The organism is Rhodococcus sp. GB-02 (assembly GCF_053470465.1).
The window spans coordinates 1,101,748-1,126,535 of record NZ_JBPUKE010000001.1; the positions used below are offsets into that span (position 1 = coordinate 1,101,748).

Annotated in this window: 20 protein-coding genes and 2 pseudogenes; 17 read left to right on the forward strand and 5 right to left on the reverse strand. The window is 62.0% G+C overall.

Going from position 1 to position 24,788, the window contains the following annotated elements:
* Window positions 1-73 precede the first annotated feature (73 nt).
* Entirely contained in the window at window positions 74-1,024 is a 951-nt protein-coding gene (locus ACSW29_RS05270; RefSeq protein ID WP_317827505.1) for a metal ABC transporter solute-binding protein, Zn/Mn family, read from the reverse strand.
* Between the two features lie 139 nt (window positions 1,025-1,163).
* On the opposite strand from ACSW29_RS05270, the gene ACSW29_RS05275 reads away from it, so the two are divergent.
* A complete protein-coding gene (locus ACSW29_RS05275) occupies window positions 1,164-2,252 on the forward strand; it encodes a LacI family DNA-binding transcriptional regulator (protein WP_317827504.1) in 1,089 nt (362 codons plus the stop codon).
* A gap of 31 nt (window positions 2,253-2,283) precedes the next feature.
* Here ACSW29_RS05275 and otsB read toward each other — a convergent pair whose 3' ends face one another.
* Both otsB and kstR read right to left on the reverse strand, forming a co-directional pair.
* The gene (gene otsB, locus ACSW29_RS05280) at window positions 2,284-4,824 is read right to left on the reverse strand and encodes a trehalose-phosphatase (protein ID WP_317827503.1); all 2,541 of its coding nucleotides are present in this window, start codon (window positions 4,822-4,824) and stop codon (window positions 2,284-2,286) included.
* Window positions 4,825-4,911: 87 nt separating this feature from the next.
* Window positions 4,912-5,550: a cholesterol catabolism transcriptional regulator KstR gene (gene kstR, locus ACSW29_RS05285; RefSeq protein WP_003945752.1), complete on the reverse strand. Its 639-nt coding sequence runs from the start codon at window positions 5,548-5,550 to the stop codon at window positions 4,912-4,914.
* 94 nt (window positions 5,551-5,644) lie between these two features.
* Here kstR and ACSW29_RS05290 point away from each other — a divergent pair, with 94 nt between their 5' ends.
* From ACSW29_RS05290 to ACSW29_RS05315, 6 genes are all read left to right on the forward strand, one after another.
* Window positions 5,645-7,807: an acyl-CoA dehydrogenase gene (locus tag ACSW29_RS05290; RefSeq protein ID WP_448276733.1), complete on the forward strand. Its 2,163-nt coding sequence runs from the start codon at window positions 5,645-5,647 to the stop codon at window positions 7,805-7,807.
* An 83-nt stretch (window positions 7,808-7,890) separates the two neighbouring features.
* A complete protein-coding gene (locus tag ACSW29_RS05295; protein ID WP_317827500.1) occupies window positions 7,891-8,931 on the forward strand; it encodes an acyl-CoA dehydrogenase family protein in 1,041 nt (346 codons plus the stop codon).
* Complete coding sequence (locus ACSW29_RS05300; RefSeq protein ID WP_317827499.1) at window positions 8,916-10,067, forward strand: acyl-CoA dehydrogenase family protein; 1,152 nt, start codon at window positions 8,916-8,918, stop codon at window positions 10,065-10,067. Before ACSW29_RS05295 ends, ACSW29_RS05300 begins: the two co-directional genes overlap by 16 nt.
* A gap of 10 nt (window positions 10,068-10,077) precedes the next feature.
* Entirely contained in the window at window positions 10,078-11,076 is a 999-nt protein-coding gene (locus ACSW29_RS05305; RefSeq protein ID WP_317827498.1) for a bifunctional MaoC family dehydratase N-terminal/OB-fold nucleic acid binding domain-containing protein, read from the forward strand.
* A 2-nt stretch (window positions 11,077-11,078) separates the two neighbouring features.
* On the forward strand, window positions 11,079-11,504 hold the full coding sequence (locus tag ACSW29_RS05310) for a MaoC family dehydratase (protein ID WP_230816668.1): 426 nt from the start codon (window positions 11,079-11,081) through the stop codon (window positions 11,502-11,504).
* Window positions 11,501-12,670 (forward strand): lipid-transfer protein, encoded by a 1,170-nt coding sequence (locus tag ACSW29_RS05315; protein ID WP_448276736.1) that lies wholly within the window; start codon window positions 11,501-11,503, stop codon window positions 12,668-12,670. Before ACSW29_RS05310 ends, ACSW29_RS05315 begins: the two co-directional genes overlap by 4 nt.
* 109 nt (window positions 12,671-12,779) lie before the next feature.
* Here the strand turns inward: ACSW29_RS05315 and ACSW29_RS05320 are convergent.
* A pseudogene (locus tag ACSW29_RS05320) lies at window positions 12,780-14,097 on the reverse strand (DUF222 domain-containing protein).
* A gap of 83 nt (window positions 14,098-14,180) precedes the next feature.
* Between ACSW29_RS05320 and ACSW29_RS05325 the strand changes: the two are divergent.
* From ACSW29_RS05325 to ACSW29_RS05365, 9 genes are all read left to right on the forward strand, one after another.
* Window positions 14,181-14,732 carry a GNAT family N-acetyltransferase gene (locus tag ACSW29_RS05325; RefSeq protein WP_317827496.1) on the forward strand — a complete coding sequence of 184 codons (552 nt, stop codon included), beginning with the start codon at window positions 14,181-14,183 and terminating at the stop codon, window positions 14,730-14,732.
* Window positions 14,733-14,763: 31 nt separating this feature from the next.
* Entirely contained in the window at window positions 14,764-15,765 is a 1,002-nt protein-coding gene (locus ACSW29_RS05330) for an AraC family transcriptional regulator (protein ID WP_230814757.1), read from the forward strand.
* A gap of 134 nt (window positions 15,766-15,899) precedes the next feature.
* Window positions 15,900-16,310, forward strand: coding sequence for a VOC family protein (locus tag ACSW29_RS05335; RefSeq protein WP_230814758.1), 411 nt, complete (start codon window positions 15,900-15,902; stop codon window positions 16,308-16,310).
* Between the two features lie 180 nt (window positions 16,311-16,490).
* Window positions 16,491-17,630, forward strand: coding sequence for a serine hydrolase domain-containing protein (locus ACSW29_RS05340; RefSeq protein WP_317827683.1), 1,140 nt, complete (start codon window positions 16,491-16,493; stop codon window positions 17,628-17,630).
* Window positions 17,631-17,733: 103 nt separating this feature from the next.
* The gene (locus tag ACSW29_RS05345) at window positions 17,734-18,582 is read left to right on the forward strand and encodes a mycofactocin-coupled SDR family oxidoreductase (protein ID WP_448276740.1); all 849 of its coding nucleotides are present in this window, start codon (window positions 17,734-17,736) and stop codon (window positions 18,580-18,582) included.
* Entirely contained in the window at window positions 18,579-20,039 is a 1,461-nt protein-coding gene (locus ACSW29_RS05350; protein ID WP_448276742.1) for an MFS transporter, read from the forward strand. Before ACSW29_RS05345 ends, ACSW29_RS05350 begins: the two co-directional genes overlap by 4 nt.
* A 229-nt stretch (window positions 20,040-20,268) precedes the next feature.
* A complete protein-coding gene (locus ACSW29_RS05355) occupies window positions 20,269-21,225 on the forward strand; it encodes an ATP-binding cassette domain-containing protein (protein WP_448276744.1) in 957 nt (318 codons plus the stop codon).
* Window positions 21,222-22,022 (forward strand): ABC transporter permease, encoded by an 801-nt coding sequence (locus tag ACSW29_RS05360; protein ID WP_003945537.1) that lies wholly within the window; start codon window positions 21,222-21,224, stop codon window positions 22,020-22,022. The genes ACSW29_RS05355 and ACSW29_RS05360 overlap by 4 nt, the downstream gene beginning before the upstream one ends.
* A 30-nt stretch (window positions 22,023-22,052) precedes the next feature.
* On the forward strand, window positions 22,053-22,664 hold the full coding sequence (locus tag ACSW29_RS05365; RefSeq protein WP_317827492.1) for a TetR/AcrR family transcriptional regulator: 612 nt from the start codon (window positions 22,053-22,055) through the stop codon (window positions 22,662-22,664).
* A gap of 11 nt (window positions 22,665-22,675) precedes the next feature.
* Here ACSW29_RS05365 and ACSW29_RS05370 read toward each other — a convergent pair whose 3' ends face one another.
* Window positions 22,676-23,470 carry a putative protein N(5)-glutamine methyltransferase gene (locus ACSW29_RS05370; RefSeq protein WP_230814764.1) on the reverse strand — a complete coding sequence of 265 codons (795 nt, stop codon included), beginning with the start codon at window positions 23,468-23,470 and terminating at the stop codon, window positions 22,676-22,678.
* 200 nt (window positions 23,471-23,670) lie between these two features.
* On the opposite strand from ACSW29_RS05370, the pseudogene ACSW29_RS05375 reads away from it, so the two are divergent.
* A pseudogene (locus tag ACSW29_RS05375) lies at window positions 23,671-24,782 on the forward strand (lipase family protein).
* Window positions 24,783-24,788: the final 6 nt, after the last annotated feature.

Genomic DNA, 24,788 nt, shown 5'->3' on the forward strand with positions numbered 1-24,788 from the left:
GGGGGCACAGGAGTATTCGCGGAAGTTTCTGTCACAAGCCGATCGGTTCTTCTCGGAAATGGTGGGGCAAAAATTACTGGGCAGAGAGGGCGTTTGCGAGCGACTCCGCGGTCTGCGTCTGCCACTGAATGTAGTCCAGGCCCTCAGGCAGAGTCTCCGTAACCTCGACGACGGGCACTCCGGCGGTTTCGGCTGTGGTGCGCATGTCCTGGGTCACTTTGTCCTGCGTCTGGATGTTGTAGACCAGTGCGCGGGCCTGCTTGTCCGAGAGGAGCTGGCGGGTTGCGGCGATTGCGGCCGGTGACGGATCGTTGCCGTCTTCGATGGCGCTGGTGAACTCTTCGGGAGTTGCGTCCTTCAGTTCAGCGGCAACCAGGAGATAGTGCGCGATCGGTTCGGTCTGAGCCACCGGTGCGCCCGCGTGGGCAGCGGCGATGGAGTCGGTGATGGCCGTGACGCCGGCGAGCTTCTGACTGTATGCCTTCGCGTTGTCCTCGTAGGTCGCCGCGTTGTCCGGATCGAGCGCGCTCAGCTGATCGGCAACCGAATGTGCGACGGCGTCGACGGTCGGGATGTCGAACCAGACGTGTTCGTTGACTGCGCCGTGGGTGTGACCGTCATGCGATTCGCCCGCGGTTTCGCCGGCGTGGATGCCACCGTCGAGCAGGTTGTAGGCGTTGACCGTCTTCTGCTCACCCTTGCCTGCGTCGAGGACGTCGGTGATGAACTGGTCGTAGCCGCCGCCGTTGTAGACGACGAGCGATGCGTCGGTGATCTTGGCGGCGTCGGCGGGAGTCGCTTCGAACGAGTGCGGGTCCGCGGACGGCTCGTTGATGATCGACGTCACGGTCAGCTTGTCGCCGGCGACGGCCTGCGCGACGTCGCCCCACACGTTCGTCGATGCGACGACGGTGATGCCTTCGTCTTTCGAAGAGGATGAGCTGCACGCGGTGAGCGCGAATGCTGCGGCGACCGAGACGGCCGCGAGGGCGGTGGCGGTGCGGAATTTCGACGACGAACGCACGTGCTTTTCTCCTGAACAAAGGCTGGGCTAAATGCTATTGGAAACCGTTACCGTTACACATTAGCGCATAGTCGCTGGTAGTTCACCTTCGGTTCAGCCCCAACGCGCCGACTGCGGGCACTACGGCTAACGTCCGTTTATGCCCCGGTCCCGTCAGCCACGCCGTCAAGCCACTTTGGCGTCGCTCGCCGCCGAGCTCAATGTGTCGAGAACTACAGTCTCGAACGCGTACAACCGACCCGATCAGCTCTCCGTCGAGCTGCGGGATCGAGTGCTCCAAGCGGCCAAGCGACGCGGATATCCCGGACCCGATCCGGTCGCTCGTTCCTTGCGAACTCGCAAAGCCGGCGCCGTCGGTCTCCTGCTCACCGAAGCACTCAGTTATTCGTTCCGTGACCCGGCCGCCATGAGCTTCCTCGCCGGTCTCTCGGAATCATGTGAGGATGCCGGCCAGGGCTTGCTGCTCATTCCGGCCGGGCCCGGGCGCGACGAGGTGGATGCTGCGGCCGTGGTCCAGCAGGCGGGCGTCGACGGCTTTGTCGTCTACTCCGTGGCCGACGACGATCCGTATCTCGCTGCTGTGCTCGAGCGTCACATTCCGATCGTCGTGTGCGACCAGCCCCGCGAGATTCCCGGTGCATCCCTCGTGGGCATCGACGACCGCGCTGCCATGCGTAAGGTGGCCGATTACCTCATCGGTCTCGGCCACCGTGACATCGGTGTGCTCTGCATGAGGCTGGGGCGCGACCGGATGGACGGCGTTGTCAGCCAGGAACGACTCAAGTCCCCGCACTTCCACGTCCAGCGTGAGCGGATCGAAGGAGTGCGCGACGCGATGGTGGCGGCCGACATGGACCCGCTGTCACTCACCGTGATCGAGCGGTACGTCCACACATCGCAGTCCGGGCACTCGGCGGCGGCGGAAGCTCTCGCGACCAACCCTGAGATCACCGCACTGGTCTGCACCACTGACGTGCTGGCTCTCGGCGCCTTGGACTGGGCGCGCTGGCAGGGCATAGATGTACCTGGCCAGCTGTCGATCACCGGATTCGACGGCGTCGACGAGGCGCTGCGCGAATCACTGACAACGGTGCGCCAGCCCCAGGAAGAGAAGGGCCGGCGCGCCGGTGCACTCCTGATGTCGCCGTCGGGATCCGGCGTTCCGGTAGTCGAGATGCTCGATACCGAACTACTGGCCGGGCGAACATCAGGTCGGATCCGGGTATAGCTGTCACTGTGTAGCTGTCAGGGTGTAGCTGTCACGCCAGGAGTTGGGCGCAGCGCAGCAATCCTAAATGGCTGTAGGCCTGGGGGTGGTTGCCCAGCGAGCGTTCCGCGATGGGGTCGTACTCTTCCGCGAGTAGTCCGGTGGGGCCGGCGGCCGCGACCAACTGGTCGAACAGTGCCTCTGCTTGCAGGCGTTGCCCGATCAGTAGGTATGCCTCGACGAGCCAGGCTGCACAGAGATGGAATCCGCCTTCGATGCCGGGCAGGCCGTCGTCGTGATGGTAGCGGTATACCGTTGAGCCGCTGCGTAGTTCAGCCTCTGTGGCTACGACGGTTGCGGCGAAGCGTGGATCCGTCGGATCGATCAGTCCCGACAGTCCGATGTGCAGAGTAGCGGCGTCGAGATCGGTACCGTCGTAGGCAGCGGTGTACGACTGTACGTCGTCCTTCCATCCCTTGTGGCGTACTTCGTCGGCGATCTGGTCACGCAGTTCCGCCCACTCGGGAAGAGCCTCACGAGAAAAGCGGGCAGCAAGATCGACAGCGCGGTCGACGGTGACCCAACCCATCACCTTGGAATAGACGTGGTGGCGCGGGTTGTCACGAATTTCCCAGATACCGTGGTCGGGTTCGAACCAGCGTCGCTGTACTGCTTCGACCATGGCGCACACCAGTTCCCAGTCGCGGTCACTCAAAGGGTCAGCAGCACCGGCTTTTTCGCGTGCATTTGCCAGTTCGACGATCAGCTCGACGATCGGGCCGAACACGTCCAGTTGAACCTGCTGATTTGCGGCGTTACCGACGCGGACCGGCCGGGAGCCGGCGTACCCGGGCAGTGAGTCGATGACGGCCTCGGGCGGTAGCGAAGTCCCGTACAGCGTGTAGAGGGGGTGCAGGCGCTCGGGTCCCGGCAGCGTTTCGAGCACGCGGTGGACCCAGTCGAGGTAGTTCTCGGCTTCGTCGGTGGATCCGACGCTCACGAGAGCTGTTGCGGTGAGGGCGGCGTCGCGCAACCAGCAATAGCGGTAGTCCCAGTTGCGGACTCCGCCGATCTCTTCCGGCAGGGATGTAGTCGCGGCGGCCATGATGGAACCGGAATCGGCGTGAACCAGCCCGCGCAAGGTCAGCGCAGAGCGTTTCATCAAGTCCGGCTTCAGCTTCGGCAGTTCGAGCGTCTTGGCCCAATCGGACCAGTACGCCTCCGAAGTCGCTCGGCGTTCGATCTCCGGAATCTCCGAGGGGCCGATTTCTTCTGTTCCGCAGCGCAATTCGAGGACGACGTCACCCTTGGACGGCTCGACGATGGCGTGTGCGGTCTGTTGGTTTCCGTCGGTGGCGATGTTCCACAGCACGCCGGGGGAGCGGAGTACGTATGGCTCGTTGGTGCCGAGGACCCGAATACCCTCGTCGACGACCTCGAGGGTGACTTGGCCTTGGCCGAACTCGGGACGGGGTGCAAACGAGACGATCGCGTCGGCCTGGCCGGAAATGATGCGAGTCAGGTCGGTTCGTCCCTGCGGGACGTCGTGGGGGAGGTAGTCGGTGACGGACAGGCTCGCCCAGCGGGTCTGAACGGTCATCGTGCTGTCGATGTACTTCTGGCTCAGCGGCAAGGCTGTTCGGCGAGGCCCGACCGTGAAATGGCCTGCCCCGGTTCCGCCGAGAAGGTGCGCGAAGACTGCTGCGGAATCCGGTTCCGGGTGACACAACCAGGTCAGCGTCGCATCCGGGGTCACCAAAGCGACGGTGCGCGGACTGGCGAGCATCGAGAGCCGCTCGATGGGCGGAGCGTCGGCACCGGAAAGCCACGTACGACGCTCGTCGAGCAGGAACGCCAGAGCGGCAGCGACATCTTCGGTGCTGTCGACGCGATAGTCGGCGACGGTGTCCCCGCTGCCGACCTTGATTCCGATGTCCGGTCCCTGAAGCCTGCTGAACGCCTTTTCGTCGGTCACGTCGTCCCCGATGAAGACGGCAGCGGTAGCGCCGTCCTGATGGCGGATCAAGTCGAGTGCGTGGCCCTTGTCGGTGGCGATGACCGCCAACTCGACCACCGACTTACCTTCGGTGACCTGAACGCCCGGCCAGAGTGCCGATTCGGTGCGAACGGCGATGAGCGCCTTCTCGGCGTCGTCGGCGCTGCTGTTGCGTACGTGCAGTGCGACGCTGGCGGGCTTCTTTTCCACCGTTGCCCCAGGGGTGTCGGCGGCGATTCGTCCCAACTCGGTGACGATCTCGTCGAGCAGTTTCCTGGCGTCGGCGTCGATCGCGTGAACGAATCCGATGTCGAACTCGGAGCCGTGGCTGCCGACCAATTGCACTTCGGCGGGAAGTCGGGACAGCGCAGCCAGATCCTTGAGGGCGCGGCCCGAGATCACGGCAGCCGTCGTCGACGCCAGGCTGGCGAGGGAGCGGAGCGCACGCACCGTTTCCACGCGTGGATACGCCTTGTCCGGGTTGGCGACTATAGGTGCCATCGTCCCGTCGTAGTCGGAGGCTACGAGCAGACGCGGCGTGCGTGCCACGCCCGACAGCGCTCGGCGAAGTTCGATGGACAGATCTTGTGCGCTCACCTCTTCAAATCTAGGTGATGCAGCGACTCCTGGCTCGATACGTTTCTGTCAGATCAGTGCAAAAATGACAGATGCGACAAAGGACGTCTATTCGGGTTTCCGAGTTCCGTCACCGAGCAGCAGTTCAACCGTCAATTCCAGTCGATTGGCGACATCGGTGGCCGAAGAACGTCGCGTGAGCCATGCCACCAAATTGGACAGCCACACATCGGAGATCACGCGTGCGATCGCCAACTGCTCCTCGGTCGGCTCCTCTTCGGTCATCGCTCGTGCGAAGAGGCGGTCCATCAACTGACCCACCTGATCGACCTCTGCCGCTGCGGAGGCGTCGGCGAACATGAACGCGCGAGTCATGGCTTCGGTCAGGAGTGGATCGCGCTGCATCGCGCGGGTGATGAGGCTGAGGATCAGCTGCATCCGCTCGAGCGGGCTGGTTCCGGGTGGGATCTTGCCCTTGGAATCGATCTTCTCGAATTCGCGTGCCAGAGCGGACACCAACAGGTGAACCTTGGACGGGAAGTAGCGATAGAGCGTTCCGACTGCGACGTCGGCGCGCTCGGCCACGGCGCGCATCTGGACAGCCTCGTAGCCACCCTTGGACGCCAAGGCGAGGGTTGCGTCGAGAATCCGCTTGCGGCGTTCGCGTTGCGCGTTGGAGCTGAGATCGTCGTCCCCGAGCGTTGCAGAAGCAACCGCGTTGGAGCGGGATCGGGATGTTGTGGTCATCGACAAATTCCTTCGCGCCTTGACTCTTGGCCAGGTGTCATATTAGAACACGTTCTAAACAATTGTGTCACTTATCGAGAGGCGGGAACCAGTTGTGACAATCGCCACGACCGATGAACAGCGGGCGGTCCAGGAATCGATAGAGGCCTGGGCTCGCTCGGCCACGCCGATGGACATGGTACGCCGTGGACCAGCAGTTTCGTGGCGGGAGAAATGGTCCGAGTTCGGGTCTCTCGGGATATTTTCGGTCGCCGTTCCCGAATCGGTAGGCGGAGCCGGAGCCGAAATCGTCGATCTCGCAGCAATGCTCGAGCAGGCGGCAATCGAACTCGTGCCGGGTCCTGTTCTCACGACTGCGCTGGCAGCTCTGGTGGTGGGGCGAAGTTCGTCGCCCGCTGCCAAGCGTTGGTCCGAAACGCTCGCCGATGGTGCGTTGCCGTGCGCCGTCGTATTGGACGAAAGTCCAGTTGCGGCAACGGCGAACGCGTCCGGTGGCATCGAGCTTCATGGCGAAGGAGGTTACGCCTGGGGTGGAGATTCGGGCGTATCGGTACTCGTGTCGGTAGACGTGAATTCTGAAGGTGACGGCTCGCGTGTCGTCTGGGCTCTCGTCGACGGCGATTGCGAAGGCGTGACCTACGACGCCGTCGACACGATCGACAAGTCACGACCACTGGCACGGGTCTCGTTCGACCGAGTGACGGTCGACGCCGACCGAATCCTCGATGACATTGCGCCCGGATCGGTTTCCGATCTCGCGGCGGTACTGGGGGCCGCCGAAGCAGCCGGAATTGCGGCGTGGAGTCTGCGTACTGCGGTGGAGTACGCGAAGATTCGCGAACAATTCGGAAAGCCCATCGGTTCGTTCCAGGCGATCAAACACATCTGTGCCGAAATGCTGTGCCGCGTAGAGAATGCCGGAGCGGTTGCCTGGGACGCCGCGGTCGCTGCCGAGTCGGGCGACGAACTTCCGATCGCCGCAGCAGTGGCGGCCGCGGTGTCGCTGGACGCCGCAGTCGACACGGCAAAAGACTGCATTCAGGTGCTCGGTGGAATCGGATTCACCTGGGAGCACGAGGCGCACTTCTACCTTCGTCGAGCACTGTCGCTCCGGCAGATTCTGGGCGGATCGTCTCACTGGCGCGCACGCGTCGCGGAATTGACGATCGGCGGCGCACGGCGTCACCTTCAGATCGACTTGAGTGAGCTCGAATCCGACCGGTCCGACATTCGCGAAGAGGTAGCGCAATTGGTGGCGCTGCCCGAATCCGAACAGCGCAACGCGTTGGCCGAATCGGGCTACCTTGCACCGCACTGGCCCAAGCCGTACGGCCGGGGTGCCAAGGCCGCGCAACAGATTCTGATCGAAGAAGAGTTGGCGGCCGTCGGTATCGGCCGCCCCGATCTGGTGATCGGGTGGTGGGCAGTGCCAACCATCCTCGAGCACGGCAGTCCGGAGCAGATCGAAAGATTCGCGACTCCGACGCTCAAGGGCGAGATCACCTGGTGCCAGCTCTTCAGCGAACCTGGTGCAGGTTCGGATCTTGCAGCACTGCGCACGACCGCGGAAAAGGTCGAAGGCGGTTGGAAGCTGAATGGTCAGAAAGTCTGGACTTCACTTGCACGTGAAGCTGACTGGGCCATCTGCCTTGCCAGGACCGATCGCGATGTTCCCAAGCACAAGGGCATCACGTACTTCCTTCTCGACATGAAGACGGCTGGGATTCGGATCTCACCGCTGCGTGAGATCACCGGAGACGCCCTGTTCAACGAAGTCTTCCTCGACGACGTCTTCGTGCCGGACGAGTGCGTCGTCGGCCAACTCGGTGGAGGCTGGAAGCTGGCCCGCACGACCCTCGCCAACGAGCGAGTCGCGATGAGCGGTGGCTCTTCGCTCGGCGGTGCGATGGAGGAATTGCTCGAGCTGGCAGGCGATCCTGATCCTGTGGTTGCCGACAAGCTCGGTGGGCTGATCGGAACCGCCATGGTCGGCTCGTTGCTGGAATTGCGCACGACACTGCGGCAATTGGATGGTCAGGATCCGGGCCCGGCGTCGAGCGTCCGCAAGCTGGTGGGCGTGCGCCAGCGTCAGAATGTCGCAGAGTTCGCCATGGAATTGGGTGGCTCGGCCGGATGGGTGGAGGGTCCGCTCTCGCGTGAGTTCCTCAACACGCGATGCCTGTCGATTGCCGGCGGAACCACGCAGATTCTGTTGACCGTTGCCGCGGAGAGAATTCTGGGCCTGCCCCGTGATTAGACGGCGTGAGTAGAGGCCTTTAGAAATGTCCACGTTGGTGATACAACTAGAACACGTTCTACATCAGAGACAGGATTGCCAGCGTGGACTTCACTCCCGATGAAACCCAGGAAGCGGTAGCCGAGGTGGCTACCGCGCTCCTTGCCCGCGAACTGGAGCCGGACGCGCTCTGGGCGGCATTCGCCGAAGCCGACCTGCTCACGTTGGCACTGCCCGAGCGTCTGGGCGGCGAGGGCCTCTCGGTCACCGACGTCGGCGCTCTTCTCGTCGAGGTTGGCCGAGCCGCCGCTCCCATTCCGGCTCTCGCGACCCTCGGCTTCGGCGTACTCCCCATCGTTGCTCTGGGGACCGATGCTCAGCAGGACGAATTGCTCGCCGGAGTCGGCGCCGGGCGGGTGTTCACCGCGGCACTCGGTGAGCCGGGGCAGCAGTTCCCGGCGCAGCCGTCGACTACCGCGCAGCAGTCAGGCGACTGGTATCGCGTCAGCGGAACAGTGCTTGCCGTGCCCTTCGCGGCGAGCGCACACAGAATTCTTGTGCCCACCGACGCCGGAGTCGTTCTTGTCGATCCAACTGCCGCCGGCGTCGCACTGACACCGACTCCCAGTTCGTCCGGCAGTCCTGAGTTCGGAGTCACCATGGACGAGGCAGTCGGTGAACTTCTCGGTGCGGGCGAGGAAGCCGTCCAGACGCTGTACCGGATCGCCATGGCGAGTATCGGAGCCGTCGCCGATGGTTTGGTTTCCGGCGCCGTCGATCTCACTGCGACACACGTCGGCTCGCGTGAGCAATTCGGCAAGCCGCTCGCCACGTTCCAGGCAGTCTCACAACAGATAGCCGACGCCTACGTCACCTCCCGGACCCTTCACGTCGCGGCGTTGTCGGCGTCCTGGCGCGTGTCGGAGGGCCTGGATGCCCAGTCGGACCTCGACGTCATGGCGTACTGGATCGCCCAAGAAGTGCCCGCCACGATGCAGGTGCTTCACCACTTGCACGGAGGTCTGGGCGTCGACGTGACTTATCCGCTTCATCGTTACTACTCGACTGCAAAAGACTTGGCGCGCCTGCTCGGCGGCGCTTCGCAGCGACTCGACCTCGTGGGGGCCCGGTGTTCATCGATCTGACCGACAGTCAGCGCGCATTGCAAGCTGAACTTCGACGCTACTTTTCGACGCTGATCTCGCCCGAAGAGGCCAAGATCATGCGTGTGGAGCGGCATGGCCCTACCTATCGTGAGGTCATCCGTCGTATGGGCAAGGACGGCTGGCTCGGCGTCGGCTGGCCGGTGGAGTACGGCGGACGTGGGTTCGGAGAAGTCGAGCAGCAGATCTTTGTCAACGAGGCTGTGCGGGCAGATGTCCCACTGCCTTCGGTCACGTTGCAGACCGTCGGCCCGACTCTGCAGAAATACGGCAGCGAGGAGCAGAAGCAGAAATTCCTGCCCGCGATCCTCGCCGGTGAAGTGCACTTCGCGATCGGTTACACCGAACCGGATGCCGGTACCGACCTTGCAGCACTGCGTACCTCGGCGGCACGCAATGGTGACGAATACGTCGTCAACGGCCAGAAGATCTTCACCACCGGCGGGCATGACGCCGATTACGTGTGGCTCGCCGTACGGACAGGGTCTGCCGATTCACGGCACCGCGGCATCTCCATCCTGATCATGGACACCAAGGATCCCGGCTACACCTGGACCCCGATCATCACCTGCGACGGCGCGCATCACGTCAACGCCACCTACTACGAGGACGTTCGCGTTCCGGCGAACATGCTTGTGGGTGAGGAGAATCAAGGTTGGCGCCTGATCACGACGCAGCTCAACCACGAACGCGTCATGCTCGGCCCGGCAGGTCGGGTCGCAGGGATCTACGACCACGTCTTCGATTGGGCCAAGCGTGAAAACCTGCTTGATCACGTCGACGTACGGCGCGCACTCGGCGAAATTCACGCGACGTACCGGCTCAACGAACTGCTCAACTGGCAAGTGGCGTCGAGTGATTCGGATTCGGTGGACATCGCCGACGCTTCGGCAACCAAAGTGTTTGCGACCGAACGCATCCAGCGAGTCGGTCGACTGGCAGAAGAGATCGTCGGGCAGTACGGGAATCCGATCGATCCCGAAACGGCTGATCTCATGGAGTGGCTGGACATGCAGATCAAGCGCAACCTGGTGATCACCTTCGGCGGTGGAGTCAACGAGGTGATGCGCGAATTGATCGCGACCGCCGGCCTGAAGCTTCCCCGCGTTCCGAGATAGGAAACAAACCGTGTCAGATCCCATTCTCACTGCTGCCGAACGGGTTCGAGAGGACGGGCCAAGCGCTCCTCGCGCCGGCCGGGACCCCGTGAACCTGCCGATGATCCGCAACTGGGTCGAGGCGATCGGAGACGAGAACCCGATCTACGTCGACGAATCGGCTGCCCGCGCCGCCGGACACGACGGCATAGTCGCGCCGCCGGCGATGGCGCAAGTATGGACGATGCGCGGTCTGGGTGCGGTTCGAGAAGCCGACGATCCCTTGGGCCGGATGACGGACATACTCGACGAAGCCGGATTCACGTCCGTCGTCGCGACCAACTGCGATCAGATCTACCACCGCTATCTGAAGCCGGGTGAAGAAGTCACCATCTCGTCGGTGTTGGAAGACGTTGTGGGGCCGAAGAAGACAGGTCTCGGTGAAGGTTGGTTCTTCACTACCCGCAGCTACTGGCGGGTCGGCGAAGAACTGGTCTCGGAGATGATGTTCCGGATCTTGAAGTTTGCGCCGCCAGTCAGCGAGAGTCCCGCCACTGACGTGCCTGCGGACCTGGACGCATCTCGGATGCTGCGCCCGACAGCATCTCTCGACACGCAGTTCTTCTGGGACGGTGTTGCTGCACATGAGTTGCGCATTCAACTGCGTGCGGACGGTTCGGTGCAGCACCCGCCGGTGCCCGCGATCTGGAAGGACAAGTCGCAGCAGACCGACTACGTGGTCGCGTCCGGTAGGGGAACGGTCTTCAGTTTTGTCGTTCACCACGCCCCCAAGGTTCCTGGTCGGTCGTTGCCGTTTGTCGTGGCCCTGGTCGAACTGCCGGAGGGTGTGCGGATGCTCGGCGAATTGCGCGGTGTCGATCCCTCGGACGTATCGATCGGAATGGAGGTGGAGGCGATCTACCTCGACTTCCCTGGCGACGACGAGACCGGCGGCACTCCCTGGACTCTGTACGCCTGGCAGCCGGTTGCTGTGTCTGCGGTTTCTGCTGTGTCTGCGGTGAAGGAGTGATGATGACTTCGACGACGGATATCACTGTGGGAGAGATTCTTCCGCAGCTCTCGATTTACGGCGACCCGACTTTCGTCGTCTCGGCGGCGCTCGCTACCCGAGACTTTCAAGATGTTCACCACGACCGCGACCTCGCACAGAAACGCGGCTCGAAGGACATCTTCGTGAACATCCTCACCGACACCGGCCTGGTGCAGCGATTCGTGACTGACTGGGCAGGACCGCGGGCAGTACTCACGTCGATCAAACTTCGCCTCGGAGTCCCCTGGTACGCCTACGACACGTTGACGCTCTCCGGTACGGTGACCGCCTACGACGAGGATCTCGCTTCGCTCGCGGTGGTCGGCAAGAACAGTCTGGGAGATCACATCACTGCGCAGGTCACACTGGCATTTCCGGCATCGGGCTCGAACGGAGACATTGAATGAGCGCATTGTCCGGCAAGGCCGCGATCGTCGGAATCGGCGCCACGGATTTCTCGAAGGACTCCGGTCGCAGTGAACTGCGACTGGCCGCCGAGGCTGTTCAAGCCGCGTTGGACGACGCCGGTCTGACACCCGCCGACGTCGACGGTCTTACCTCATTCACCATGGACACCAACACCGAAGTGGCGGTGGCTCGTTCGGTGGGTATCCCGAACCTCAAGTTCTTCAGCCGTATCCATTACGGCGGCGGTGCCGCTGCGGCGACGATTCAGCAGGCGGCCATGGCTGTTGCCACTGGCGTCGCGGACGTCGTCGTCGCCTACCGCGCGTTCAACGAGAGGTCGGGTGCGCGTTTCGGTCAGGTGAACTCCGGTCTTGTGGCGCAGGTCAATTCGTCGGGCACGGATAACGCCTTCTCCTATCCTCACGGATTGGGCACGCCCGCATCGTTTGTCGCGATGGTCGCACAGCGATACATGCACGCCTACGGAGCGTCCAGCGAGGACTTCGGCCGAATCGCCGTCGCGGACCGCAAGCATGCAGCCACCAATCCGAAGGCATTCTTCTACGGAAAACCGATCACTCTCGAGGACCATCAGAATTCGCGATTCATCGCCGAACCTTTGCATCTCCTCGATTGCTGCCAGGAGTCCGACGGCGGCATCGCCATCGTCGTCACCTCGGCAGAACGAGCCAAGGATCTGAAGAACACCCCTGCCGTTATCGCAGCCGCCGCACAGGGCAGCGGGGCAGATCAATACATCATGACCAGCTACTACCGCGACGGTTTGACCGGCCTACCGGAGATGCGCCTTGTCGGCGATCAACTCTGGTCACAAAGTGGGCTGCGCCCGACGGACATGCAGACGGCGGTCTTCTACGACCACTTCACGCCCTACGTATTGATGCAACTCGAGGAACTCGGTTTCTGCGGCAGGGGAGAAGCGAAGGACTTCATCGCCGGTGGCGCAATCGAACTCGGCGGCAAGCTTCCGATCAACACCCATGGCGGACAGCTCGGTGAGGCATACATCCACGGGATGAACGGTATCGCCGAGGGTGTTCGGCAGATCCGCGGTACTTCGGTCAACCAGGTCGACTCCGTCGAAAATGTACTCGTGACTGCGGGAACGGGCGTTCCGACATCCGGGCTTGTGCTGACCCGCTGATTGATCGAGGGCACAACTTCATCAACCGTCACGGACGGTTGGCACCGCATCGGGGGATCCCTTCGATGCGGTGCTCGGGCCGTGTTCTGTTGTGCCTGAGAAGCTGTTCTCAGGTTTTGAAGGTTGTGTTCGCCGGCCTGGGGTGCTGCCCGGGGTCGATCGAGGGCGGTGGGATGAACCACGGCTTGTTGTCGACGCCGATGCGGATCACCCATTTTTCGACGAACCCGGTCTTGCGGTGCATCAGCCGGTGATGTGAACGGCACAGCAGGACCAGGTTGTTCATCACCGTCGGGCCGCCGTTAGCCCAGTGCCTAATGTGGTGCGCATCGGTCCACGCCGGAACACACGAACAGCCCGGGAACGCGCAGCCCTTGTCGCGGGCAATCAACGCGACCCGTTGTTCGGCGGTGACCAACCGCTTTCCGGGTTTCGCATCGAGCGGCGCGCCATGATCGTCCAGCAACACCGTCGACAGGAAACAATCACACCCCAACAACCTCGTCTGCGAAACCGACAGCGGCCCGAGCCACGGCATGTGCCGACATCAAGATCGGCGGGGTCCAGAGTACCGCTGGTCACCACTGTTCCCCGAAGACCGTGCGGCGCAGTCCCAAGTTGCTCAGACACGAGCATTGATGTGCACGTTCACCTGCGGACGCTGCCCACCATCGGTACCGGTCTTGGCGCAATCCAGATAGCGCGGATCGTTCGGTGAACCAAGCGTCCGCGGTCCGCTTCGCCGCCGACCGGTATCGGGGAGTGCCGTCCGGCGCCGGGGTGGCATCGTCAAATCGACAACGCCGACAGCAGCATTTCGCCGGTGAGGGCGTCGAAATCTCCGCGGACCACCACCCGACCGTTCAACGTCGAGGTGACGCGATCCGCAACTCGTTCCGGTCGACATCTTCGGCGGGCGGACCATCGGACTTCGAACAACCGCTCCAACGTCGCGATAACATTCCGCACCTTTGTCGTCGTCGCCTCCACACCGACGAAGCCGCCAACAACAAATCGATGTCTTCGATAGCGCTTCCTCCGGCATCCCACTTCGGTGGGGATCTTGTTACTCGCGAACGCCACGATCAAGGCGGCATGATCGAACGACAATCCCCGTCATCGAACGAGCAGCCACAGCCGGGAACGGCCGCAACGGCGCACCCAGGGCGGCGATCTTCTTCCCGTCCACCTGCAGCATCGTGTTGACCAACCACGAACCGACACCGCGACTGGCAATCACCTGATCATCGGAACGCAACGAGAGTTCGTCCACGACCGCCACTCGCGATACGGCTTCCGCCTGCAGCGCTCCGGCGCACTCGCCGACACCGCAGCCTCTCGCAACTCAGCAGCAGACAACCGCCGTCAGACGTCCGCGTAACCCCTACCGCAGAACCCGACACCACGTCCGACAACAAGACACTCATTGAATCCCCGATCCCCACCGTCAACAATACTCGAACATGCGTTCGAGTCAATATGCTTTTCGCGTTTAATTTACGATCGCTGGATGTTCACGTTGACTACCGAACGCCTCGTCCTTCGAGACTTCACATTCGGGGATGAAGATGACGTCCATCAGTACGCATCAGACCCTGCCGTCTGTAGATATGTGGATTGGGGTCCGAACACTCCGGCGGTGACCAGGGCATTCCTGGCCGACGCGGCATTGGAAGCCGCGGGCGTCGAGCGTCGATCATTCACCCTGGCGATCACGTCGAAGGTCGACGGAGCGGTCATCGGTTCAGTAGCTGTGTGGGAAGTATCCGCCGCGCATCGAAGGGCGGAACTCGGTTTCGTCGTGAACCCGAGGTTCCAGGGGCGGGGTTATGCGTCCGAAGCGGGGAGCGCGGTTCTGGAACTCGCCTTTGCTCGCCTTGGAACGCAACGTGTGCAGGCAACGTGTCGTCCGGAGAACGCGGCGTCGGCGTCGGTGCTCACCAAAATGGGAATGGTGGAGGAGGGGCTGATGCGGGCGCACATGGTGATCCGGGGGGCCGCGGTCGATTCGCTGCTTTTTGCCGCCGTACGAGCAGAGATCACGTCATCTGACTTTGCGTGACCTTCCCCGACCCTGGTGCGATACTCGAACCATGTTCGAGGACGCCTTGCTCATCGACGCGGCCGGTCGGCCCACCATGCAGCATCATCAGGCCTTTTCTCAGGACTGGGACCGCATCAAGGAGTGGTCCGACAACATCTACATGCCCTATACGGTGACGCCGATCGGAAGTCGGTTGAAGCCGGCTTCGGACATGTACTCGGCGGCAGTCGGCAAGATCGACGTCACCAGATTCTGTTACGGGATTCCGGTCTCCGTCGGTGAATGTTCGCCTGAAGCCGGAAACATTCTGGTCTTGACGACGATCAGGGGCAACGGTCGACATGCTCTTGGCCGGGGCGTTGCGGCGAATACCGGAGTGGGGGAGACCTTTGTCGCAGACTGTAGCCGGACCGACTACTTCGTCGAATTCGATGAGGATCATCTGCAGCTGAATCTCACTGTGCCGCATCAGCTTGTCGCCGATCACGCCCAGCAGTGGTACGGGGTAGTTCCCGACGACCGCCTGTGGCGGCACAAGTGCACCATCGGCGGGCGGGGTTCGAGTTGGCTCGCATTGATGGACTACGTCGTTCGCGCAATTGCAGAGTCGCCCGACGCGATGTCGGGGGAAAGGCTGGGCGTCAGGGTTCAAGAACTGGTCACGGCTCAGCTTCTCGACGAGTGGGCGACGCAGGCCGGGTTGCAACTCGGCGTCGACGTCGCCTCCGCCGAACCGGCCTACGTGCGATCGGCAGAGGAGTACATCGATACCTTTGCGCGCTCGGTGCCGACGGCGTCGGAGATCGCGGCTGCGGTGGGCGTCAGCGTCCGAGCGCTCACTGCGGGATTTCGACGGTACCGAGACACCACGCCGGGGCAACGACTGCGCACTCGTCGACTGGAGGGAGTACGCAGCGAACTGTTGCGTTCCGATGGGAGAACCGTCTCCGAAATCGCCAACGCCTGGGGTTACGTCAATCTGGGTATGTTTGCGGCGGCATACCGGAAACGGTTCGGCGAGCTACCTTCCGAGACTCGGAACCGACTCTGAGGACAGCTGTTTGAACGGTCATGACGATCGGTTTACGCAGTGGATGAACTGCCTTGATCCGTTGTTTCGTGTCGGAGCGTTCTGCAAGGATTGAATTCGAACGTGACAGCAATCCCACGAGCTAGGAGTACGTCATGGCAACTCGACTCAATCCGTACATCAGCTTCAACGGCAATGCCCGTGAGGCGTTGGAGTTCTACAAAGAAATCTTCGGTGGCACACTGGCGCTGAGCACGTTCGGTGAATTCGGCAATCCCGGTGAAGGCGGCGACAAGATCATGCACGGAATGCTCGAAACCGACCAGGGATACACACTGATGGGTGCCGATACTCCGCCTGGCATGCCGTACAACCCAGGCGACAACATCACGGTCAGCCTCAGCGGCGACGACGGTGACGTGCTGCGCGGGTACTGGGAGCAGTTGTCGGGAACAGGAACGGTGAGCGTTCCACTCGAGAAGCAGATGTGGGGCGACGAATTCGGTTCCTGTACAGACAGATTCGGTATCTCCTGGCTGGTGAACATCGGAGCGCCTCAGAGCTGAAGCGAAGTTTTGCCCGGTTCTGCCGAAAAGAGACAGATCTTCTGCCGTTTCGAGGCAGAACCGGGTGTGTGATCGCCGTTACATTCTGTTCGACAAGACAAGTTGCGAGTCGGATGGAGAAATGCAGTGACGATCGAAGATATTGCGCGGAAACCTCTTTCGAAGGAGCGCCTCGACGACGTGCTGGCGCGAGCAACTCAGGGGGCTGACCGTGTCCCGGGTGTCGTCGCGATGATCACGGATCGAGAAGGCAACATCTACGAGGGTGCAGCCGGTGAGCGGACTCTCGGTCACGCCGAACCGATGACCCTTGATACAACTTTTGCGCTCTTCTCCACGACCAAGGCGATCACCGGTACCGCTGTCCTGCAGTGTGTGGAGGAGGGGTTGCTCGATCTCGATGCGCCCGCTGCGACCTATATTCCCGAAGTCGGTGAGCTGAAGGTCCTGGACGGTTTCGACGCCGGCGGAAACCCCGTTCTTCGGGAACCCAAGCGAGACATCACCACTCGCATGCTTCTTCTTCATACCGCGGGGTTCGGGTACGACTTCTTCAACGAGTCCTACAATCGGCTCTCGCAGGAGCACGGGCAGCCCAGCGTGATCACGTGTAGCAAAGCCGCGCTCACGACGCCGTTGCTCTTCGATCCGGGTGAGAAGTGGGAGTACGGCACCAATATCGACTGGGCAGGTCAGGTCGTCGAGTCGATTCGAGGTCAGCGGCTCGGCGATGTCATGCGCGAGCGCATCTTCGAACCTCTCGAGATGACGGATACGGCATTCACGATGAGCCCGTCGATGAAGGGTCGCCTTGCACCGATCCATCAGCGTGAGAGCGACGGAAGCCTCACTCCGCTCATAGGATTCGAGCTTCCGGCTGAGCCCGAGGTGCACATGGGTGGTCACGGTTTGCACGGCACTGTCGGCGACTACATGAAGTTCATCCGTATGTGGCTGAACGACGGCGCGGGTACTGCGGGCCGCGTGTTGGCGCCTGAGACGGTCGCTGCAGCCGTACGGAACGGACTCGAAGGCCAGCACGTCGGGTTGTTGCCCGGAGTACTTCCAACGCTGTCCAACGATGCGGAATTCTTCCCCGGCTTGCCAAAGGGATGGGCATACTCCTTCATGACAAATGAAGAGGTGGCACCCACCGGCCGGCCGGCCGGATCACTGGCTTGGGCGGGTCTTGCAAACCTCTACTACTGGATCGACCGGCAGACCGGCGTCGGCGGGTTCTGGGCAACACAGATTCTGCCGTTCGCGGACGCTGGATCCATCAACGGATACCTGGAATTCGAGACCTCCGTCTACCAGTGATCGGCTAGATTCCCGCTGTCCGGGATCGACTGTTTCTTTCGGGCGGGTTCGGAGTACGCATGCAGTACAGCGCATGCTGGCATACGACGAACTAGGAGACGGCATGAACAGCCTCGAAGGCAGCTTCGAAGGAAAAGTTGCACTGATCACCGGCGCCGCACGCGGTCAGGGGCGCGCCCACGCTGTCGCATTCGCGGAGCGTGGCGCGGACATCGTGATCTGCGATCGGTGCGAGAACAGTGATGTCGTCGCCTACCCCCTCGCAACTGAAGAAGACCTGAAGGAAACCGTTCGGTTGGTGGAAGCCGCGGGCCGCCGGTGTATTGCAGTCAAGGCTGACACAGCCGATCGGGAGGCGATGGATGCGCTGGTTGCCCACGCTGAAGCCGAGTTCGGCCGCGTCGACATTGCAGTCGCGAATGCCGGTGTCTCCGTGCCCGCTCCGATCACGTCGATGACGTCGGCACAGTGGAACGAAGTCATTTCGTCGAACCTGACCGGTGTGTTCAATACCGTTGCGGCCGTGTCAGGTGGAATGGCGGAACGTGGCTACGGTCGCATCATCACGATCTCCTCGATGATGGGTCGATCCGGTGGCACCCAGATGGCGGCGTACGGCGCCTCCAAATGGGGCGTCATCGGTTTGACGAAGAGCGTCTCACTCGAACTGGCCAACTCGGGTGTGACCGTGAATGCTATTGCACCGGGAAATATCTCGACGCCGATGATTCACAACGACATGATGTACGCAATGATGCGGCCTGACCTCGAATCGCCGACGGCAGACGACGTCGAACCTGTGTACGCGACCCTGCATGCGCAGCCGATCGGTTGGCTGGATCCCTTCGAGATCACGCGAGTAGTCCTGTTCCTCGCCGCCGACGCGAGTGCCCACATGAGTGGCATCGTGGTTCCTGTCGACGCCGGAGTAGCCGCTCGCTCGAACGCTTGACGGACAAGACTGTTCGCGCGAAAGCGCGGACCGGGTGGGTCGTCGGCGTCCTGAGTCTGAGCGGTGTGGTGGTCGCGCTGCAACAGACCCTGGTGGTGCCGGTCCTGCCTGCGTTCGCGACGGCATCGGGAGTTTCGTCGGCCACCGCCTCCTGGCTGGTGACCTCGACGTTGCTGACCGGTGCCGTCGCGACCCCTCTCATCGGCCGGCTTGCCGACATGTTCGGCAAGCGGGCGATGATGCTCGTCTGCCTTGCCGTGATGATCGTCGGCTGCATGGTTGCGGCGCTCAGCCAGAGCTTCTGGTTACTGATCCTCGGACGTTCGTTGCAGGGCTTCGCGACGGCACTTCTGCCCGTCGGAATCAGCATCATGCGCGATGTCCTTCCTCCGGAAAAGCTCAGTGGTGCAGTCGCGCTCATGAGTGCGACCCTGGGTATCGGCGGCATGTTCGGCATGCCGATGGCCGGGGTGATCTCGGCGCATTGGGGATTACCCGCGCTTTTCTGGGTCACTGGTGGATTCGGGGTTGTACTGATAGTCGTCTTGCCGCTGGTGGTGCCGGAATCGGCTGTGAAGAGTCGCGGACGCTTCGACTTTCTGGGAGCCACAGTCCTCACACTCGCCATGACGGCATTGTTGCTGGCTGTCTCGAAGGGAACCGAATGGGGATGGGCAAGCCCCGAGGTTCTGGTTCTGATCGCGTCCGGTGTGGTCTTGCTCTGTGGATGGATTCCGTGGGAACTGCACACGCCGGCACCGTTGGTCGACCTGCGGACTTCCCTTCGTGCTCCGATTCTGGTCTCGAATGTCTGCGCAGTATTACTCGGTTTTGCCATGTTCATCAGCGCGTTGGCGGCAACACAGGAACTTCAGTTGCCCCTGGCGTCGGCGGACGGTCTCGGACTCTCGGCCGCCGAAGCCGGACTCGCGATGATGCCGGGGGGCATCCTGATGATCGGGTTGGCACCGGTGTCGTCGAAAGTGACGAGACGATGGGGAGCGAAGGCTACGTTGGCGTCGGGTGCGATCGTCATTGCAATCGGCTACGTCTTGCGTGTGCTGTTGGCGCCGACGTTGGTCAATATCGTGATCGGCGCTGCCGTGGTATCGGCCGGTGTGGCATTTTCCCTGGCGGCCATGCCGACCTTGATCACCGAATCTGCACCGATCCATCAGACTGCCTCGGCCAACGGATTCAACAGCCTGCTCCGTTCGGTCGGTACCTCCACCGGAAGCGCCGTTGCGGCAGCGGTATTGGCCAGTTCGACGGTTGTGGTCGGTGCGACCGCTGTACCGACTCTGCATTCGTTTGCGGTTTTGTACTGGATCGGAGCGGGCGTATCGGCGCTGGCCGCAGCCGTGACATTGGCAGTGAGGGTGGATCGGGCGGGTGCGGTATCACTGCCCGAGTCACCAACTGCAGCTGAAATCGACGGCGTAACGAAGATCGGGTGAGTCGACGGACTCACTCGATCTTCGTTCCGTCATCGCCTGGAATCGCAGACACAGCAACTGGGGGAGTTCGTCGGCGATTCTGCGAGGTGAAGATTCTTGCAATCAGGGGCGGTGGGCCTGTTTTGCGGTACAGGTTTCCGACTGCTGCGTGAAATTTCCTGGAATGTGTCGGCCCTCTAGGTCACACTGGGGAACGGACTACCGACGGATTACCGATGCGGGAGGGCTCATGACCGAAGCGATTGTAGCCGAGGGGCTGGTCAAGAAGTACGGCGACGTCACGGCATTGGACGGCATCGACCTGGAAGTGCGCGAGGGTTCAGTGATGGCTCTGTTGGGTCCCAACGGTGCCGGAAAAACCACTGCGGTAAGGATATTCACGACGCTGCTCATTCCGGACGGTGGGCGCGCCGAGATCGCCGGGCTGGACGTGGTCAAGGATGCGCGGGCGTTGCGATCCAAGATCGGAGCTTCGGGTCAGTACGCTGCGGTCGACGAGTACCTGACGGGCTACGAGAATCTGGACATGGTCGGGAGGCTTTATCACCTCGGCGCCCGAAGCAGTAAGGCCAGGGCACGAGAATTGCTCGAGCAGTTCGACCTGGTGGAGGCCGGCGATCGGCCGGTCAAGGGCTACTCCGGTGGAATGCGCCGCCGTCTCGATCTCGCCGGCGCATTGGTTGCTCGCCCGCAGGTGTTGTTTCTCGACGAGCCGACCACCGGCCTCGATCCTCGGGCGCGACTCGGTCTCTGGGATGTCATCGAAGGGTTGGTGGCGCAGGGAACCACGCTGTTGCTCACGACGCAATACATGGAAGAAGCAGAGAGGTTGGCCGACCAGATCGCGGTCATCGACCGCGGCTCGGTCATCGCGCGCGGTACTGCAGATCAGTTGAAAGCGCGGGTCGGGGGTGAGCGCATCGAACTGAGTGTGCACGAGGTCGAACATCTCGACATCGTCCGAGAGGAATTGCGCTCGCTTGCAGTGGGGGACATTCAGGTTCAAGAGAATGTCCGTCGCGTCACCGTTCCTGTCGACGACGGCACCGATGCGTTGGTCGCAGCGCTGAATCTCCTGTCGGCACGAGGCATCCGGGTGTTCGACGTCGGTCTGCGCCGGCCCACTCTCGACGATGTCTTTCTCACACTGACCGGGCACCAGGCTGAACTGGAGGATCAGAAATGACCGTGCAGATGGCGCTCGAAGACGGTTTGACCATCGCCAGGCGAAACTTGATCAAGATCAAGCGCGTTCCGGATCTGCTGGTGTTCACCACGTTGTCGCCGATCATGTTCGTGCTGTTGTTCGCCTACGTGTTCGGCAGCGCGATCTCCGTCCCGGGTACGTCCTATCGAGAGTTCCTGATCGCCGGAATTTTCACGCAGACAGTCATATTCGGTGCTACGTGGACTGGCTTGGGAATGGTCGAAGACATCCAGAAAGGAATCATCGACAGATTTCGATCGCTCCCTATGGCTCCGTCCGCCGTGCTGACCGGCCGAACGTCGAGTGACGTGCTGATCAACGTCATCAGTTTGGTCGTCATGTCGTTGACCGGTCTTCTGGTGGGGTGGCGCATTCATTCCAGCTTCCTCGAAGCGGTGGCGGGTTATGCGCTGCTTCTGTTCTTCGCGTACGCGTTGTCCTGGGTCATGGCTGTTGTCGGACTCTGGATCCGGACGCCGGAGGTCTTCAACAACGCGAGCTTCATCGTCATCTTTCCGCTGTCGTTCATCGCGAACACTTTTGTCGAGACCACTAATCTTCCCGGGCCGCTCAAAGTGATCGCCGAATGGAACCCGGTGTCGGCGGTGACTCAGGCGGTGCGTGAATTGTTCGGAAATACCAATCCTGCGATGACGGTTCCGGATGCGTGGCCACTGCAGAACCCGGTCATCGCGTCGTTGTTGTGGACTTTCGGTTTGCTGATCGTCTTCGTGCCGTTCGCTATTCGTCGGTATCAGAAGGCAGTCAGCCGCTGAACCGGCGGTTCCGGTCGGTAGGGTGAGTATGTGCCGGAGCCCGAACGCATCGACAAACGCAGCCTGAGATACGCCGGGCGACGTGAGGAGTTGCTCGACGCGCTGACCCGGTACGTCATCGACAACGGTGTCGGGGAAGTGACGGTGAGGCAGCTGGCCAAGGCTGTAGGTGTGTCGCATGCGTCGTTGCTCAACCATTTCGAGAGCAAGGAGAATCTGCTCTCCGAGGTAATCGAGAACATGCGTAGCGAGTCCATTCCGATTGCGGTCCCGATGGAACCGGGGATCGATCCGGCGACAGTGCTGACCGCGTGGTGGACCGAACGTACGACACCGGAGGTCCTGCCCCGATTCCGAGTGATGGTCGAGATCTACGCCCTCGCACTCGGCGATCGCAAACGCTACGGACGGTTCCTGGACCGTTTCGTGGGCGATTGGATCGAAGCTCTGGAAACCGGACTTCGGCATGCGGGCTGTCCCGAGGAGGATGTTTCGTCGGTCGCTACCTTACTGCTTTCGCAAATGCGGGGTTTGTCGATGGATCTTCTGGCCACTGGGGACCGGGCTCGCGTCGATCGCGCGTTCGGGCTTTTTGTCGACGACTTTGCCGCCCACGCTCGGAAATGGTCCGAGCCTTCATGATCCGATCGCCGTCAATACTGACCGATCACCACGGTTGACGCGGTCTCACTGTAGGTTGCCACACGAGTGAGAAACCCTCCCCGAGTAAATGTTTCGACGGTCATCTCGACCTGCTCCGTGCTCGTCTCGACGAGTAGATGGCCGCCCGGTCGTAGCCACGGCGCAGCATCCGCGATGATTCGACGCTGCAGGTCCAGGCCGTCGGCGCCGCCGTCCAACGAGACTCGCGGTTCGTGAAGTCGCGCTTCGGGCGGCATGAGTCGGATTGAATCGGTGGGGACGTAGGGCGCATTGGCGACGACGACGTCAACACGACCTCGTAACTTCGTCGGCAGTGGGCCGTACAGATCGCCTTCGAGTACACGCTCGGGCGGTGCGACGTTCTGACGAGCGCACCGAACCGCGGCCGGTTCGATGTCCACCGCGTAGAGATCGACAGTATCGGTCTTCGCCTGCACAACAGCCCCGACAGCTCCTGAACCACAACACATGTCGATGACGATGCTTCCCGAGTCGACGAGTGTGCAGGCCTGTCGAGCGAGGAGTTCGGTGCGTCGGCGGGGGACGAATACTCCAGGGTCGATGTGGATGCGCAATCCGCAAAATTCTGCCCACCCGATGACAGGCTCGAGTGGCTCGCCGGCAACTCGTCGATCGATCATCGCGTCGAGTTCGTCGCGCGAGCGTGCGGCATGAAGGAGCAAGCGAGCCTCGTCTTCGGCGAATACACAACCGGCTGCTCGGAGGATCGCGGCCACTGAATTCTGCTGCGACGGGGGGAACGTCGGGAGATCAGGCGCTGACATGAGAGAGCCCTACGGCCTCCTGATCTCGCGGGGGACCTGCATGTATAGAACACCGCCACCTTACCGGAGCAGGCGCGTGACGACGGGGAATGTGCAGCGGGAATCTAGGTTGGCCAATTGGTAAGGCTGTTCTAGGGTCTGAACTCGATCGGCTGATCACCACATACGGCACTGTCAACGCAATCGGTAGGAGAAGGCGCGTGAGCAAGCGGCTGTGTAAGACGCTCGTCGGATTGGGCGCGAGCGCATTGGTGGCGTTGACCGTCACAGCGCCGGCTGCGGCGGAAGATAACGATCTTCCGGGCTCCGTGGTGAGCCACGAGTCGCTCGGCCCCGATCGGGTGATCCCCAGCGCTGTGAGCGCAACAAAGGTGACGTACTGGTCGACGGGCCCGAAGGATGTGCCGATGACGAGTACCGGTGTGGTGTACCGCCCTGAGGGGGCTCCGCCCGAGGGTGGTTGGCCAGTCATTTCCTACGCGCACGGAACGGTGGGTGTCGCGGATCAGTGTGCGCCGAGCAGTAGCGTTCCGCTCGAGCGGAACGCGACGCATCTCGGGCATTGGCTGGAGCAGGGCTATGCGGTGGTGACCACCGACTACGTGGGGCTCGGAACGCCCGGTGTTCACCCGTATCTCGACGGTCGTTCCGCTGCGCACAGCGTTGTCGACATGGTGCGTGCCGCTCGTGCGGTCGACGACGACCTGTCGAGCGCTTGGGTAGCGATGGGGCAGTCGCAGGGTGGACAGGCGACTATGTTCACCGCTTCTCTTGCTGCCGATTACGCGCCGGAGTTGGACTACCGCTCGGTGGCCCCGCTTTCCTGGCTCTTCCACTCAAGGGTACGACGGTCTACATTGCGAACGTTCTTGACGGATTGCGTGCTTCGCGGCCGGACATCGACATCGACTCGTATCTGACCCCGCTCGGAATGACCATCCTCGACGACGTCGAGAACAACATGTGTTACACCGAGGCGCGCACCAAATACGGAACCGTCACGCTCGGTCAGGTGCTGTCGAAGTCGCTGGACAACCCAACGTTCATGGACGCTGCGCGCGAACTGCTCACGGTACCGACCTCGGGATACAACCGCCCGTTCTTCATCGGTCAGGGACTCTCGGACATCGATGTTCCGGCACCACTGACTTTGAAGTTTGCTGCTGACCTCGCTGTCAACGGCGTGGACTTTGCATTCCATACCTATCCCACGGATCACCTGGGAACCGTTCCGGCTTCGGTTCCGGACAGCGCCCCGTTTGTCGCGGCACTGTTCTCTGGTCGACAGCCCTACACCGGAAGCCTCTGCTGACCAGGG